The 15,173-nt window shown below is 50.0% G+C and carries 14 protein-coding genes; 9 read left to right on the top strand and 5 right to left on the bottom strand.

Going from position 1 to position 15,173, the window contains the following annotated elements; genetic code table 11:
• The first annotated feature begins 251 nt into the window (after positions 1-251).
• From BQ7364_RS01420 to BQ7364_RS01430, 3 genes are all read left to right on the top strand, one after another.
• On the top strand, positions 252-902 hold the full coding sequence (locus BQ7364_RS01420) for a hypothetical protein (RefSeq protein ID WP_072683051.1): 651 nt from the start codon (positions 252-254) through the stop codon (positions 900-902).
• 64 nt (positions 903-966) lie between these two features.
• Positions 967-2,319 carry an MATE family efflux transporter gene (locus BQ7364_RS01425; protein WP_072683052.1) on the top strand — a complete coding sequence of 451 codons (1,353 nt, stop codon included), beginning with the start codon at positions 967-969 and terminating at the stop codon, positions 2,317-2,319.
• Positions 2,319-3,422, top strand: coding sequence for a metallophosphoesterase (locus BQ7364_RS01430; RefSeq protein WP_072683053.1), 1,104 nt, complete (start codon positions 2,319-2,321; stop codon positions 3,420-3,422). Before BQ7364_RS01425 ends, BQ7364_RS01430 begins: the two co-directional genes overlap by 1 nt.
• Positions 3,423-3,573: 151 nt before the next feature.
• On the opposite strand, the gene BQ7364_RS01435 is transcribed toward BQ7364_RS01430, so the two are convergent.
• From BQ7364_RS01435 to BQ7364_RS01450, 4 genes are all read right to left on the bottom strand, one after another.
• Positions 3,574-4,677, bottom strand: a complete 1,104-nt coding sequence (locus tag BQ7364_RS01435; protein ID WP_072683054.1) for a radical SAM/SPASM domain-containing protein — start codon at positions 4,675-4,677, stop codon at positions 3,574-3,576.
• 52 nt (positions 4,678-4,729) lie between these two features.
• Complete coding sequence (locus tag BQ7364_RS01440) at positions 4,730-5,326, bottom strand: hypothetical protein (RefSeq protein ID WP_072683055.1); 597 nt, start codon at positions 5,324-5,326, stop codon at positions 4,730-4,732.
• Positions 5,323-5,694: an iron chaperone gene (locus BQ7364_RS01445; RefSeq protein WP_072683282.1), complete on the bottom strand. Its 372-nt coding sequence runs from the start codon at positions 5,692-5,694 to the stop codon at positions 5,323-5,325. Before BQ7364_RS01445 ends, BQ7364_RS01440 begins: the two co-directional genes overlap by 4 nt.
• 574 nt (positions 5,695-6,268) lie before the next feature.
• Positions 6,269-8,101: a BglG family transcription antiterminator gene (locus tag BQ7364_RS01450; protein ID WP_072683056.1), complete on the bottom strand. Its 1,833-nt coding sequence runs from the start codon at positions 8,099-8,101 to the stop codon at positions 6,269-6,271.
• A 336-nt stretch (positions 8,102-8,437) separates the two neighbouring features.
• Here BQ7364_RS01450 and BQ7364_RS01455 point away from each other — a divergent pair, with 336 nt between their 5' ends.
• Genes BQ7364_RS01455 through BQ7364_RS01475 form a run of 5 tightly spaced genes read left to right on the top strand, consistent with a single transcriptional unit; the run spans position 8,438 to position 12,719 of the window.
• The gene (locus BQ7364_RS01455) at positions 8,438-8,776 is read left to right on the top strand and encodes a PTS sugar transporter subunit IIB (RefSeq protein WP_006057274.1); all 339 of its coding nucleotides are present in this window, start codon (positions 8,438-8,440) and stop codon (positions 8,774-8,776) included.
• Positions 8,769-9,998 carry a PTS sugar transporter subunit IIC gene (locus BQ7364_RS01460; RefSeq protein ID WP_072683057.1) on the top strand — a complete coding sequence of 410 codons (1,230 nt, stop codon included), beginning with the start codon at positions 8,769-8,771 and terminating at the stop codon, positions 9,996-9,998. Before BQ7364_RS01455 ends, BQ7364_RS01460 begins: the two co-directional genes overlap by 8 nt.
• Positions 9,995-10,345, top strand: coding sequence for a PTS lactose/cellobiose transporter subunit IIA (locus tag BQ7364_RS01465; RefSeq protein WP_072683058.1), 351 nt, complete (start codon positions 9,995-9,997; stop codon positions 10,343-10,345). Before BQ7364_RS01460 ends, BQ7364_RS01465 begins: the two co-directional genes overlap by 4 nt.
• Positions 10,346-10,347: 2 nt before the next feature.
• Positions 10,348-11,772 (top strand): glycoside hydrolase family 1 protein, encoded by a 1,425-nt coding sequence (locus BQ7364_RS01470; RefSeq protein ID WP_072683059.1) that lies wholly within the window; start codon positions 10,348-10,350, stop codon positions 11,770-11,772.
• Positions 11,769-12,719 (top strand): alpha/beta hydrolase family protein, encoded by a 951-nt coding sequence (locus tag BQ7364_RS01475; RefSeq protein ID WP_072683060.1) that lies wholly within the window; start codon positions 11,769-11,771, stop codon positions 12,717-12,719. The genes BQ7364_RS01470 and BQ7364_RS01475 overlap by 4 nt, the downstream gene beginning before the upstream one ends.
• A gap of 343 nt (positions 12,720-13,062) precedes the next feature.
• Here the strand turns inward: BQ7364_RS01475 and BQ7364_RS01480 are convergent, their stop codons facing one another.
• Positions 13,063-13,809 (bottom strand): TetR/AcrR family transcriptional regulator, encoded by a 747-nt coding sequence (locus tag BQ7364_RS01480; protein ID WP_072683061.1) that lies wholly within the window; start codon positions 13,807-13,809, stop codon positions 13,063-13,065.
• 141 nt (positions 13,810-13,950) lie between these two features.
• On the opposite strand from BQ7364_RS01480, the gene BQ7364_RS01485 reads away from it, so the two are divergent.
• Positions 13,951-14,838: a 4Fe-4S dicluster domain-containing protein gene (locus BQ7364_RS01485; RefSeq protein WP_072683062.1), complete on the top strand. Its 888-nt coding sequence runs from the start codon at positions 13,951-13,953 to the stop codon at positions 14,836-14,838.
• Positions 14,839-15,173 lie beyond the last annotated feature (335 nt).

Here is a 15,173-nt window from a genome sequence, read left to right on the forward strand (position 1 = left end):
TTGAACGAACGTAAAGATTAAACGAAAACAAATTATTTTATAGCCTTATTATACCATTTCCAGAGGGGATGGGAAGCAAAGGAAACGCAGAGATTTTGAAACAGGAGAAATCCGGCGTTTTATTTATGACCGCTGCGATTTTATGGGGGAAAACGGGATTTTTACCGGTATAAGAAGTTTGCTTTTCCTGCCCGTTAGGACTATGATAAGGGGTATTGAAAAGCGGATGCAGGGCGAAAGGGGCGGTAAGGATGACGGCGATTTTATTTCCGGAAGCGATGTGTTTGGTGGATCCTGCCAGCGGTCAGGTGAGTTGGGGCGCGAATCAGGAATGGTATGGTGATTTGTGGCAGCGCAAAGCAGGCTGCGGACCAACGGCTGCGGCTTCGCTCCTCTTTTATCAAAAACAGAAACAGCGGTTGATGCACAGGCAGCCGCTGTTATCCAGCCGGCAGAATTTACTGGATCAGATGAATGAGCTGTGGAATTATATCACGCCCGGTCATGGCGGGGTAAACCGGGTCTCGATGTTTACCGAAGGATTGGAGAAGTACCGTGCTGAAGTCAAAGAAAACTTTGAAGTTCAGGCGCTGGAGGTCGCGGAGGATCCGGCCCAAAGACCGCAGTGGACGGCGGTCAGCCAGTTTCTGGAGGAAGCCTTGAAGCGGGATGAACCGGCGGCGTTCCTCAACCTGTGCGCGGGGGAGGAAAAGCGGATCGACGACTGGCACTGGGTGATGATCAGTGCACTGGACCCGCAAACCGGCGTGATCACCTTTTTTGACGAAAGTCAGATCAAGGAAGCGGATCTTTCGCTGTGGTTAAGAACAACGACGAAACGAGGCGGATTCGTGACGTTGCGCTGGCCTGCGCCGGGAATGGAAATGGCCGGGAAGGATTAACAATTTTCACAAAGTGGATTATAATTACTCTTAATAAATAGAAAAGCAAACAAGGGGGAAAGGCATGGCATCGAAACAACGTGGACTCATGACTTCCGGCGTGATCTGGAAAGAACTTTTATTATTCTCAATTCCGTTATTGCTGGGAAATTTATTCCAGCTGCTCTACAACACGGTCGACTCGATTGTCGTCGGCAACTTTGTCGGACATCAGGCGCTGGCTGCCGTCGGTGCGAGCACGCCGCTGATCAACATGTTGATCGGATTTTTTATGGGCGTCGCCGCCGGCGCGGGTGTTCTGGTTTCGCGGTTCTTCGGCGCGCGGAAGCTGGAAGAGCTGCATATTGCGGTGCATACGTTTGTGGCGTTTACATTTTTGTTCGGCGTGCTGATGATGGTGGCCGGGATTACGCTGACGCCGCTGTTTCTGCAATGGATGGGGACGCCGGCGGATATCATGGACATGGCGGTGCTGTATCTGCGGATTTATTTTCTGGGGATCATCCCGACGATGTTGTATAACTCCGGGGCCGGCATCCTGCAGGCTGTCGGCGATTCGCGCCGGCCGCTGTGCTTTCTGACGATTGCCAGCGTGCTGAATATCATTCTGGACCTGGTGTTTGTCATCCAGCTGAACATGGGCGTGGCCGGGGTGGCCTGGGCAACGCTGATCGCGCAGACGGTGTCCTGCATTCTGGTGGCGGTCACGCTGCTGCGGTCAAAGGAAAGCTACCAGATCATCCCGAAGAAAATCCGGATTGACAAGCCGATGTTGATGCAGATTGTGCGGCTGGGAATTCCCAGCGGTCTGCAGCAGATGATCGTTTCCTTCTCCAACGTGCTCGTCATGTCATATGTCAACCGGTTTGGCTCGGCGGCGATCGCCGGTTTCAGCTCGGCGAACAAGTTTGATAATTTCCTCGGTCTGCCGGTCAACAGCTTCATGCTGGCAATCACGACGTTTGTCGGACAGAACATGGGCGCGAATCAGATTGAACGGGTTAAAAAGGGCATTACCACCTGTATCTTTATGGGAATCGGCATTGTCATCGCGATCGGAATTCCGGCCTATCTGTTCTCGGATCTGTGCATTCGGATGTTCTCACAGGAAGCGGACGTGATTTATTATGGATCGTGGATGATGCGCACACTGGTGCCGTTCTATTCGATTCTCAATGTGGCGCAGGTGCTGACCGGCGCGGTGCGCGGAACGGGCAATACGACTGTGCCGATGCTGGTCAACGTCTTCTATTACTGCATCATCCGGCAGGTATTCCTGGCGGTGGCGATGATGTTTGTCAATTCGATCGTCGTCGTGTTCTGGAGCTATCCGCTGACCTGGACATTGTCGGCCGTGACGTTGTTTCTTTATTATCAGCGGGGAACCTGGCTGAAACACAGCGGAGTCCGCGGCTGATGCTGGATCGTTCACAGCTTCGAATTCAGGATCTTCATTCCTATCGGGCGCTTTTCATTTCGGATATCCATGGTGAAAAAGACTTGCTGGAAGCTTTGTTGAAAAAGGCTGACTATGTTCCGGGGAAAGATTTCCTGTTTCTGTTGGGGGATCTGATTGAGAAAGGCAGCGCCAGTCTGGAAACGCTGCGGCTGGTGATGACACTGGCCCGCAACGAACGGGTTATCGTGTTAAAGGGAAATAATGATGAAGCGGAACAACTGCTGGAAGATAAAATACCGCTGCCGATGAAGTTGAGTTATCTGCGGACGCGGCGGTCGCTGATCAGCGAGATGGCTCGAAAACAGGGCGTGACAATGGATGAAAAGACCGATTTTCAGGCTCTGCGTCAGCGCTTGACAGGCGCGTATGCCGCGGAATTTGCGTTTTTGCAAGAGTTGCCGCTGATCGCCGCGGGTTCGGGTTATGCTGCGGTGCATTCCAGTATTCAGGACCTTCAGCATTTGTTAAATAACGATCCGCGCCTGATTTTAAAAGATAATGATTTTTTGTTGAAGTCTGCCGTGGGATTTCCGTTCCCGGTGATCGTGGGCCACATGCCGACAGTGGCGCTGAGTGACAGACAGGGAAATTGCGGCGTGCATTTTCTGAAAGATCGGAATATCCTGGCGATCGACGGCGGATGCGGAATGCATGCGCATGGTCAGCTGAATGCCCTGATCGTTCACAACGGCGACTTTCAGCAGTTTCAGACGGTCAGCGTGGATCGTTTGCCGCGGCGGCGGGTTGTTGCCGATCAAGCGGGCACGCCGAAGGATCAGCAGGTATTCGTGCGGTATTTTGAAAGTGAAATCGAAGTGCTGGAGGAAGCTGGCGAATTTCTGCGCGTGCGGCATCAACGAACTCACCGTCTGTTGGAAATCCCCCGAAGTGCGCTGCGGATGATCGACGGCAAGCCGCATTGTTTTAACAGCACAAGCTGTTGGCTCTCTTTGCGTCAAGGGCAGGAAGTGGCGGTTATTCAAACCTTTGCCGATCGGTCGTTCTGCAAAAGAAACGGTCAGCTGGGCTGGGTCGCAAATGCCGTGCTGGACATCCGGTAAAGCAGGAATAATGCGGGCAGACGGCGGAGAAAACCGTCTGTTTTTTGGAGGTCAATTAAAAAGTCAGCCGGAGAGCTGACTCAAAATTTATTTCATTCCCATTATTCGATGCTTTTTTGTTTTGTTTCTTTAAACGATGATCGTTTTATGTTTACGCTTGTCTGCGCAGGATCATCGCCAGCTGTGTCAGTATCGCTTCATGTTTCTGAATGAACGCCTGATAACCACAGAATTCCTCGTCGAAGTAACAAATATTCAGGCGCTTGCACTGACCGTGGCAGATTTGTGCATAGCGGCAGGTTTCGCAAAGCTTTGTTGATCGGCGCGGCCCCTGCAGGAAGCCGGACAGGATCTTTGATTTCGATAAATCCGCCAGGCTGCAATCCCGCAGATTGCCCAGTTTGTATTCGTCCAGCACATAGAAATCGCATGGATAGACGCTGCCGTCGCTCTCTACGACAAACTGCATGCTGCAGAAGCCCAGAAAACCGCATTGCTGCGGCGGGACACCGTCGAACAGCGGGATCAGATTATCAAACAAGGTCACGCTGATGTAGTGATCTTGTTTTAATTCTTCCAGCCACAGCTGGAAAAATTCATCATAAAACCGGAAGAAGGTCTGCGGCGTCAGGGAATAAGGATCGTTCTGATCCTCCAGCGGCGGCAGACAGGGAATGAGCTGGATATAATCGAGATGCTGTCTCAGATAGAAATCAAATAATTCTTTCGGATGCTCCGCCAGCTGACGGGTTAATACCGTCAGAATGTTGAAATTAATCTTTGCCTGACGCAGCTTTTCAATGTTTTCCAAAATGCGGGCAAACGTTCCCTGACCTTTGGCATCCGGGCGCATCGCATCGTGATGCGCGGCGTAGCCGTCCAGCGATACCCCGACTAAAAAACGATTCTGTTTCAAAAAGCGGACCCATTCGTCATCGAGCAGTGTCGCGTTGGTTTGCAGCGCGTATTGGATTTGGTGGTAGCTCTTCTTCTTCAGGTTGACCCGGCGGATAAACCGGCGGAAATAGTCCAGCCCCGCCACAGTGGGTTCCCCACCCTGAAAGGCGAAGGTGATCGTCACTTCTTCACGGAAGAAGCCCAGCGTCTTGTCGATCAGAATATTCATCGTTTCTTCGCTCATCACGCCGTAGGAAGGAATCTTTCGGTTTTCCGCGACGTCGCAGTAAAAACAATAACGGCAGCGCAGGTTGCATAAGCTGGACGCCGGTTTGATTAACATCGAAAAGTATTTCATAGAGTGACCTCATTTCTACTTGCTTTTTCTTTTAGAGCGATCAATATTCCGCTTAGTTTTCTTCCCGGCGCTGAGCCAGATACAGTCCCCAATCTTTTAATTGCTCAGGGATGGAATAGATGTCCTTCCCCTCAACCGTGACGGTTTTACTGACGCCGGGATGCTGCGGATCAAAGAGATCCCAGGCCGTAAGCAGATTAGGATTTTCGCGCATTTGATGCGCTGCGAAGAACTCGGCGTAACTTTGAAGATTCTGGCTGAAGATCGTTACTATGTTATATTTGCTGAACAAAATTTCATCGCCGCTCTGCAAACCGCCAAAGCCAAAGGTCGAGAGTCCGTCTTCAAACAAAAGCGGCCCCGTTTGCTTTAAAAGGGCGAGCGCCGCAGCTTGCGAACAGCCGTCGAGATAATACACATCAACATGCAGCTTTTCCACGACGCCCGGTCGGATTTCCTGTTCATTTCTGGCCTGAGTGGGCAGCTCCAGGATAAAGAAAAGGGGTTCTTCGTGGACCGCGATGAAATGCTGCATTACGGATTCGATCTTATCGGTTCCGACGTTGGCTGTAATTTGATCGCCATTGATTTTATATTCTTCCTGCAAACGTTCGGCAAAGGGAACATGGCAGCCCGCTTTCAGCTTCATTTCAGAGCCTCCTGCCGGACTTCTTCCGCGCGGAACTGGATCATCTTGATCAGTAAATCTTCAGGAAGCGGCTGATCCCAGCTCAGCTGCAGCGTGTTTTTTTCGTTGGTTTTATAGGCGGTTAAATCAGTCCGAAACTGTCTGATCGTTGTTGGACTCGTATAGAAACCCAGGTGCTTTTGATTCCCGGCAAATTGCAGGCAATAACGGCCTTCCAGCATATATGTCGGTGCACCCCAGGACAACTTTTCCTCACACTGAGGTATCGTTTTTTTGATCAGTGCCCGCAGCTGATTTAACAGATTTCGCTGTTTATCCGGGAATGAACTGAGGTAATCTTCAACGGATTTCCGTTTTTCTGTATTCATATTTACGTCGTCCCTTTCATTTGCGATTCCCTGTCCGCACCGCTGTTTCCCGGTCATCAAAGGAAGCTCAGCCACTGCGGTCTTCAATTTGCTAAGAGAATCAGGCTGTATAGCCTGCGGTGGTTTCTTAATCATTATAGCATGTTTTCACCCAATTCCCGAGGAAGGCGAAATATCGCAAAAGGAAAAATTGGGCTGAAGTGAAAAGGGCTGAAAGTGCCGAGGCAAAGAGAAAATTGGAAGGCAGCTGCTAATCAGATCACATCGCCGCAGCCTTTCGTTTATAAAATCCGCTAAAAGATAAAGAACGAGACTGATAACAAGAAAAGCTTGAGCTAGGGGAAATTCAGAAGACGCTGTTTTTTCTAAAGCCGCTGATTCGGAAATATAAAAAACCCCCGTTTGAGAAATACGGGAGTTTCGTCGTTTCAACAAGAAAGAGATCTGAAATCAGAAAGAACTGGAATGTTCCTGGCTTTTTAACGTTGATATGCCAATCCTGAAGCTTTATTGAAACAGTAAATTACATTGTAAAGCTGAAGATGACATTGGTAAATTCCTCAAAGGTCTTGCATTAGCGCAGGACCTCAAGAATGGACGGATCGGAGAAAAGCAGGATTAACGCTTCGTAGAGTTCCTTAAACAAGTGCGAGTCTTTCTCATTGATCGCGATCAATAAAACGATATGCACGCGCTGTGCTCCCCATTGGATGCCGCCGGGAGAAATGGCGATGGCCAGTCCGGTTTTTTCACAGTCCATTTTCATCGAATGGGGAATTGCGATTTGTCCGAAAGCGGTGGAGGCTGCCTGCTCCCGCTTCAGCACTTCATCCAGAAAGTGAGAAGAAACAAATTGTTCATTATGCAGCTTCCGGCATAAAATTTTCAGGATGTCTTCGCGCCGGCTGTCCGCTTGTTTGTCAAGATAAAATAAGGCAGGCGAGAAAAACTGCGGATAATATTCCGTCAGAATCTGCATTTTTTTGCGGTCCAGAACAGTCTGAATTTGACTGTAAATCTCTTTGAGATTCATCGCGCTGATCATCGGCGGAAGCAGGATCGTAAAGCCCCGGTTCGCATGGACCGGCACGGTGGTAAACAGAAGCTCGTAGCTTTTATCCTCCAACTCCTCCTCAAACGAAACTACCGTCGGAATAATGATATCTGAATCAAAATGGATTAACAAACAGTTGTAAATCTGTTGCTGATTCTGCTGATAATCCGGACAGAGCAGCGCGCATTTCAACTTCTTGATGTCCTTCTGCTGCCGTTCCAGATCCGCGCCGATGTGCATTGCCAGATAGGCCGTTTCATCGGGACTGATCTGAATGTTGAAATGTTCGTCGAGATAATCCGTAATGCAGATCGCGCAGTCGTAAAGCAGCGGACAGGAGGATTGAATCGTTTCCAATAATGGATTTTTCAGGCTGGTCTGCTGCTGAGAACGGTAGAACAGATTCTTGAAATGCAAAGACAACGGCACCAATAATGTCTCCTTGTTGAGCTGCAGGTGATAACGGCGGTTGATCTCGTCGATAATTTCATGCGTCAGCGTGAAAATCTGCGGTCCGACGATTGTTTTTAATGTTTCATCATCTTTGCGCTGCATAAAATTGATGTTTGCGGTGATCAGCTCGTTCATATTCTGCCGCTCCAGCGGATTAAATTGTACGCTGAAGTGGATGGAAAAAGTAGCGATCAATTCCTCACAGATCGGATGGACTGTTTCCTGCCGGCCGTCGGTTTCGCTGAAGGCGTTGCCGTTGAGGATCCGGTCAAGAATAACCGTGATATGTAAAAGCAGGTTGGTATACCCGAAGTCGTTGATATAACAATTATATTTCATGAAGATATCGTGCATCGTCGTCTGCAGATACGCGATATCAATTTCCGGGAAATGCGTTTTCAGCATCGCGGCGTCGACAAAGTGTCCAGCGGCCTCCTTATATAAGGTCTGCGTCAGAAAGCGGCGTTTGTTGCGCTCAGTGCCGATGAGAAAAATCGCATCGTTCTTGCATTTTAAAGACAAATCGTAAGCAGCATATTGTTGATTGACTTTGGAAATCAGCTGTTTCATCGAAGAATAGCTCAAATACAGCTCATCGCACAAATCGTAAAGATTCAGCGAGGACGCATGATCGACAAAAAACAGATGCGTGATGTAGGAAAACCGCTCCTCATAGGACTGCGCCGGTGTTTCTTCCGGAACCGGCAGCGGCATTTGTTTATTTAAGATGTACCCTTTCGCCGTCGCCTGGATTAAATTGGGCTGTTCCTGATTGATCCCCTTGATGTGATTCTTGATCGTCCGGCTGCTGACATGAAGCTGCTCCGCCAGACTGGTCGAGCTTATCGGCTCCGGCTGCTTCTGCAGCTGCTGGATGATTTTCTCTTTGATTGGATCCATTCGGTTTCCCTCCTTCCGATTGGATAAAATGAGAATTACGGTATTTTTGGATGGCTGTCGTGTATCGGTTTGCTTATTCGGCAGACACTGAATACCGGATCTTTTATCCGGCAGCCGCCTGTTTTGAGAACAAATCCCGGTTGAACACGGACGCTTTGTTGATTTTATTATACGCATGAGTTCCCGCCGGGTTCAATCAATGAAATTCACCGCAGGCATGAAATTGTTGGAGTTTTCACACCAGTGGTGAAAAAAGCGAGTGGAAAGGAATCCCTTTATCGACAATAATGAGAGCGTAAGAACCGGTTCTCATACGAAAAGGAAGGGAAAATCAAGATGGATAAAATCAGAATTCTGCTGTGCTGCGGCGCGGGCATGTCGAGCGGATTCCTCGCTCAGCAAATGCGGATCGCCGCTAAGAAAATGAATGTCGTCGCCAAGATCGAAGCTAAAAACAAGAACAGCGTTCAGGATGATGTGAACGCGATCGACCTGCTTCTGTTAGGTCCGCATCTGGAATATGTAAAAGCGGAGATGACGCAGCTGTGCGAGCCGTATCATGTGCCGGTGATCGTCATTCCCAAGGAAATGTACGCCGGACTGGATGGCAAAGGGTTGATGGAATTAAGCATGGAAGCAATTAAGAAGAATAAGGGAGAATTCAATCATGGATAAGTTGATTCAATGGCTGGGCAGCGATTTTGCCCCGAAAGTTGCCAAGTTTATGGACAAAAAAATCATCAAGGCACTCTCCAGCGCACTGATGGCGAACGTTCCGATCCTGTTGCTGGGATCGTTGATCTCCATCTACAATCTGATCGCCGGTTATCTGCCGTTCTTGCCGGATTTATCGCCGGTATACACGTTTAGCTTCGGCATTATGTCGCTGACGCTGGTCTTCTTAGTCGGCTATCATGGCGCGAAGGAATATGGCTTCGGCGAATATGGCGTTTCAACAGGTCTGATCTCGTTGATGATGTTCATGATGATCATCCGTCCGTCAATCGAAAATTTCCAGTTCCAGGTGGCTTTCGGCCGCTTTGGCGGGACCGGTATGATTCCGGCGTTCTTCGCGGGGATCGTTACGATTGTTATCAGTAATCTTTACTTCAAGCTGCATTGGTTTGAGGATTCGGAAGCGATTCCTGATTTCTTAGTCCGCTGGCTGAACCAGGTCATCCCGGGCATTGTCGTACTCGTGCTGACCACGACCTTGATCTATGGCCTGAACCTTGATTTGTTCGCGTTGATCACGCAGCTGTTCAGTCCGTTGATCGCGATTGGACAGACGTTCCCGGGCTTCTTGTTATGTATCTTCATTCCGGCGTTCTTCTATTCCTTCGGCGTCAACAGCTGGTTTATGAATCCGATCACGACACCGATCGCGCTGGCCGGCATCACCGCCAATGCGGAAGCCTTTGCCAACGGGCTGGCGCCGGCCAATATCTATACTTCCAATATCACCTTCAGCGTTATCTTTATCGGCGGCATGGGCGTGACGCTGGCGCTGAATGTCATGATGTGCCGTTCCAAAAGCAAGCGCCTGAAGCGCTTCGGTCAAGTGGCGCTGGTCCCATCACTGTTCAATATCAATGAGCCGCTGGTCTACGGTGCGCCGATCGCGCTGAATCCGATTCTGATGCTGCCGATGTGGATCAACTCGCTGGTTATCCCGACGATCGTCTGGTTTGTCTTAAAGGCCGGACTGGTCACCATTCCACATGCCGTCATGAACGTCAATCAGCTGCCGATGCCGATCTGTTCCTTCTTGGCGACACATGGGGATTTCCGGGTCATATTGCTGGAAGTTGTCCTGTTTGCGGTATCCTGGGTTATTTGGTATCCTTTCTTTAAGGCCCACGAAATGAAAGTGTTGAAGGAAGAGGAAGAAGCATGAGCGAACAAAACACACAGCCAGCCCTGGTCAGCGCCGCGATGGGAATCATCCTGCACGCCGGCGACGCCCGCAACTATGCCAAGCAGGCCCGCGAAGCGATGCGGGAAATGAATTTCACTGAAGCCCACGTGCTGTTGGAAATGGCGAAAAAGGAAATTGCGGAAGCGCATCGGGCACAGACGGAAATCATCCAGAATGAAGCCCGCGGCATCCGCTATGAATACAGCATGTTATTTAATCACGCTCAGGATACGCTGATGACGATCAACAGCGAGATCGAGCTGACTGCCGATCTGATTCTGACTTTTGAAGTCGTCATGCGGAAGCTGACGGAAAAGGAGGGTTAACGATGGCGAAGTTTCCGGAAACCTTTCTGTGGGGCGGCGCCAGCGCGGCAGTCCAGATGGAGGGCGGCTGGCAGGAAGGCGGCAAAGGCGTTAATGTCGCTGATATCCAGATCTGCCGGGTTCACGACGCGCATGGCGGCAACGTCAATTATACACGGCAATCCTTGACGGAACGGGTGGCGGATGTTTTCTCCGATCACCCGGTTCATCATTATCCCAAGCATGAGGCGGTTGATTTCTATCATCGCTATCCGGAATACATTGAGCTGATGAAGCAGGCGGGTTTTAAGGCCTTCCGCATGAGCATCAGCTGGGCGCGCATTTTCCCTAATGGTGACGACGCACAGCCTAATGCGGCGGGCATTGCCTATTATCGCCAGGTTTTTGAAGCCTTGCATGAGGCCGGGATCACGCCGATTGTCACGCTGTCGCACTACGATATGCCGCTGGCGATCGTCCAGCATCATCAGGGCTGGTATGGCCGTGAGACGATCGAAATGTATGTGAATTATGCCCGGACCTGCTTTGAACAGTTCCACGATTTAGTCCCGTACTGGATCGCTGTCAACCAGATCAATCTGATCTTCGGCGAATCATTCAGCTCGTTAGGCATGATCATGGATGAATACGAGGACTTCACGGCAGCGAAGTATCAGGCGGTTCATCACGAATTTGTGGCAAACGCGCTGTTAGTCCGGGCAGCGAAGGCGATTGATCCGCAGATCCAGATCGGCGTCATGCTTGCCGATCAGATGACTTATCCGCTCAACAGCGATCCGAAAGCTTGCGAGCAGGCGTTAGAGGCGAACCGGATGAAGGATTATTTCTATTCCGACGTGCAGCTGCGCGGGGAATATCCGGGATATGCCAAGCGTTATTTTAAGGAACATCACATTACAATTCGGATGGAGCCGGGTGATGCGGAGCTGATCAAGGAAAACACGATGGATTTCCTGGCGGTGGCATATTATTATTCACACTGCGTCGATGCTTCCGGCAAGAAGGTGGCCAATCCGTTTACGAAAGCAACGCAATGGGGGTGGACGATTGATCCGACTGGACTGTATATCGCGATGAGCTCCTATTGGGATCGTTATCATGTTCCGATGATGATTGCGGAAAACGGTATCGGCGTGGAAGAAACGCTGGACAGCGAAGGTCAGATTCATGACGATTACCGCATTGCCTATCATCACGAGCATATCGCGCAGATGCGGAAACTGATAGAGGATGAAGTGGAATTGTTTGCTTATACGCTGTGGTCGCCGTTCGATATCGTCAGCGGCAACAGCTGCGAGATGGAAAAACGCTACGGCCTGATTTATGTCGATGTGGACAATAATGGTCAGGGTACGCGCAAGCTGGTGAAAAAAGACAGCTATGCCTGGTATCGGCATGTCATCGAAACGGACGGTGCAGAGTTATGAAGTCCTGGAGCTATGGCTTATTAGCGGCAAGTCTGTGCCTGAGCTTAGCCGGCTGCGCTTCTTCGCCCGCGCAGGACTCAACTCCAACGTCCGATCCGGAGAAGCTCCCGGAAACAGTGAAAATGCCGACCAGCGAGAAGGTTGAGATCGATTCCGCCCGCGGCATCAAAATTCAGGCTGTTCTGGATTTGCCGGCGGACATGCCGGAAGCGGGTTATCCGTTAGTCGTTTTCGCTCATGGATTTCAGGGCAGCAAGGAAGAAAGCGGAGCGTTTACCGATGTCGCAAAAGGACTGGCTGAACAGGGCATCGCCAGTCTTCGGCTGGATTTTCCAGGCTGCGGCGAGAGTCAGGAAGACTTTATGGCCTATACGCTTGAAAATATGCACGACGACGTTGCCAGCGTGTTCGCGTATGCCCGCGCGAACTACAAGCTTGACGAAGATCGCATTGGGATGCTGGGGTACAGTATGGGCGGCCGCGTGACTTCGCTGTATTTGAGCGAGGAAAAGGTCGGAACGACCGTCTTATGGGCGCCGGCGGCGGCCGACGGGCTGAAGTCGCTGACAAGCATGGGGAATGAGGAAACGATTAGAAAACTGATCGAAGAATCCGCGGACAGCGGCGTTGCTACTATCTGGATCTGGAATCAGGAGGTTCCGGTCGCGCACGACTTCTTAGAACAGTCCGCGCAAGCCAAACCGATGGGCAATCTCAGCGCTTATACCGGCAGTTTGATGGTGGTCACCGGCGGGCAGGATAACACTGTAACCAAGGCGATCACAGATCCGATCTTTGAAGCGGCGGTCAACACTAAAATCACAACCCATCTGGATGTGCCACGCGGCACGCACTCGCTTGGGGCCGGGGAATTCGGCAGCGATCCGGACGTCCAGAATGCCGTCGTCGAGGCAACTGTCCACTTTTTTGCGGATCAGATGAAATAATGGAGGATTCCTGCGAAAAATTGGAGCATCGCATCCAAGGATTAAAGCGAGAAATTCAGCTCTTTCATAATCTCCCCGAATAAAAAGGCATGATCGTATGCCTTTTTGTTTACGCCAGACGCAAACAAAACTGAAAACTGTTGAATCTGGCGAAGGGTTTCCATCAGCCGCGGACTTTTTGCAACAACGTTAATTGTGGAGTGAAAGCAAGACCAGCGAAAAGACAGAACATCATTTTCCCTTAAAGAAGGAAGGCGGCGGAGGAAAGAAATGAAGAAGCAGGAAAAAAACTCCCGAAACGAGTGATGCCCGGGAGAAAGCTTTGAAAATAAGAGGATTAAAGTTAGATGAAAAAGGAATTAAGAAATGAGAAAGAAGGATCCCAGCGTTCGATCTGTTCGTACAACCAGTCACTTTCCGGACTTGCTTTTTGCCGATAAGCGTCAGTGAATGAATGCAGGAAACGGAAAAAAATCTGAGTGTAGTGAACTGGCGCTTGTGAATCTGTGCGATGGCGCAGAATTTGTAAGAGAATGCCGCCGAACAGGATATCAGCTGCCGCGATCAGGTTTTCCACATCGGCCGACAGGAAATAACCTTCCTCTACACAGGGAAGCAGGATATTCTGATTCTTTCGTGCAAAGTCCGTTTCTCCAGTCTGTGCCAACAGTGGGGCGCTGAGCTGTTCGCGAATCTCTGGAAAGACCGCAAAATAGTCTGGAATTCGCTGGTAAATCAGCGCTTTTTCTTCCAGTTGGAAAAAATATAGAAACAGCTGGGGATGCTGGAAAGATTCACGGCATTGGGCGAGCCATTGGCCCAGGTAGTGATTGAGCGAGCCGTTCAGCTGTTCCTGTAACTTTGAAGCGTCGATCCAGATCCGGCTCATTCGGTCGATCAGCGTGAAGGCGATCAGCTGGTTCATATTTTGAAAATAGTTGTAAAGCGTCGCGCTGTTGTAGCCGGCGGCGGCAGCGACCTGGCGCAGCGTGATCGCATCGACCGGCATGTCATCCGACAGTGAGACGACCGCGTCGATAAAGTAGCGGGTCATCCGGGATTTCTTTAATAGAGCGTTATGTTCATTCATAGACATGTCCTCTTTGCCTGTCATTATAGCATAATTCTCAAAGATCAAAATAAAATAACTCGTTGATTGTAAAAATAATCGTTTGATTGTTGAAAAATGAACAAACCCTGATACAATGGAAGAGACGAGGAGGAAATAGAAATGAAGAAGGAAATATCACGTCGAAATTTTATTAAAGGAACCGCTGCGTTGACGGCTGGGGCTGCGCTGATGGGACTGGCCGGCTGCGCTGAGGAAAACACGCCGGCACCGCAGGAAGCGCCGAAATCCAAACATGTAAAGGTTGCGGTTTTTTCGCCGACAGAAGGAACAAAGAATGCCGCGGCGATGTTAGCGGCGAAGTTCTCTGATGATGTAGAGTTTGCGGATTTGACCAACGCGGCATCCCGGACAGAAGAAGTGACGTTTGCGGCTGAGGATCTGGCGATCGTCGCTGCGCCGTCGTATGGCGGACAGATTCCGATGATCGAAGGTTTGTTTACAAACTTAAAGGGCGATAACACCCCATGCGTCGTCGTCTGCGCCTTCGGAAACCGTGCAGCGGAGAACGTCTATGCCAACATTGCGAACATCGTTTCCAAGCAGGGTTTTGTCGTCGTTGGCGCAATCGGTTTGGTAACGCCGCACGTCTTTGCCAGCGTTGCCAAAGCGGGACACAGCCGTCCAAATGTTGAAGACAATCAGATCATGGCTGAATTCGCGGGCAAGGTTATGGATAAACTGAACAGCGGAACTGTTGAAGCGATCACGATTGAAGGAACGCCGGAAGTTGATTTCGCGAAGGAAATCTCAGCGGCGCCGAAAGAATTCAAAGCGGAAAATTGTATCCAGTGCGGAGCCTGCGCGGCGAATTGTTCGACCGGAGCCATTGATCCACAGACATTGGAAATTGATGAGACCAAGTGTATCAACTGTATGCGCTGTTCATTTGTCTGCGAGTATAACGCGCGCTCGTATGATACCGCAGTAAAACGTGACTTTATCGAAGGCAAGCTGTCGGCGAAGAAGTCTGTTGAATATTTCATCTAAGTCACGGATCTCTGGTTTTTTCAAGTCAGAAATCAGGAAAGAAGGCAACCGCAGCGAAATCCGCTGCGGTTTTTGCGTGGAATGGCTGGCAACGGAAGAAATTAATGGAGAGGCAGGCTTCCACAGTGGCAGCAGGAAGAATTTTGCGATACTGAAATTTTGCTTATAAGATATGGAGTTAACGATTCGGTGTTGGTAGGCCGCGGCACAGATGAGGACTTGTTTTTTTGGATAATAAGGGGAAACAGATTTTCACCTCTTTTGTTTTGCGAGCGACAACTCAGAGAAAATAAATAAAAAGTTCTTGAAATAACTCAGGAATGGAATATACTATA

The sequence above is a fragment of the Holdemania sp. Marseille-P2844 genome (assembly GCF_900120005.1).
Classification (GTDB): Bacteria; Bacillota_I; Bacilli_A; order Erysipelotrichales; family Erysipelotrichaceae; genus Holdemania.

Coding starts and splice junctions, on each gene's coding strand:
- BQ7364_RS01420 (WP_072683051.1), top strand. CDS start 252: ATGACGGCGATTTTATTTCCGGAAGCGATGTGTTTGGTGGATCCTGCC.
- BQ7364_RS01425 (WP_072683052.1), top strand. CDS start 967: ATGGCATCGAAACAACGTGGACTCATGACTTCCGGCGTGATCTGGAAA.
- BQ7364_RS01430 (WP_072683053.1), top strand. CDS start 2,319: ATGCTGGATCGTTCACAGCTTCGAATTCAGGATCTTCATTCCTATCGG.
- BQ7364_RS01435 (WP_072683054.1), bottom strand. CDS start 4,677: ATGAAATACTTTTCGATGTTAATCAAACCGGCGTCCAGCTTATGCAAC.
- BQ7364_RS01440 (WP_072683055.1), bottom strand. CDS start 5,326: ATGAAGCTGAAAGCGGGCTGCCATGTTCCCTTTGCCGAACGTTTGCAG.
- BQ7364_RS01445 (WP_072683282.1), bottom strand. CDS start 5,694: ATGAATACAGAAAAACGGAAATCCGTTGAAGATTACCTCAGTTCATTC.
- BQ7364_RS01450 (WP_072683056.1), bottom strand. CDS start 8,101: ATGGATCCAATCAAAGAGAAAATCATCCAGCAGCTGCAGAAGCAGCCG.
- BQ7364_RS01455 (WP_006057274.1), top strand. CDS start 8,438: ATGGATAAAATCAGAATTCTGCTGTGCTGCGGCGCGGGCATGTCGAGC.
- BQ7364_RS01460 (WP_072683057.1), top strand. CDS start 8,769: ATGGATAAGTTGATTCAATGGCTGGGCAGCGATTTTGCCCCGAAAGTT.
- BQ7364_RS01465 (WP_072683058.1), top strand. CDS start 9,995: ATGAGCGAACAAAACACACAGCCAGCCCTGGTCAGCGCCGCGATGGGA.
- BQ7364_RS01470 (WP_072683059.1), top strand. CDS start 10,348: ATGGCGAAGTTTCCGGAAACCTTTCTGTGGGGCGGCGCCAGCGCGGCA.
- BQ7364_RS01475 (WP_072683060.1), top strand. CDS start 11,769: ATGAAGTCCTGGAGCTATGGCTTATTAGCGGCAAGTCTGTGCCTGAGC.
- BQ7364_RS01480 (WP_072683061.1), bottom strand. CDS start 13,809: ATGAATGAACATAACGCTCTATTAAAGAAATCCCGGATGACCCGCTAC.
- BQ7364_RS01485 (WP_072683062.1), top strand. CDS start 13,951: ATGAAGAAGGAAATATCACGTCGAAATTTTATTAAAGGAACCGCTGCG.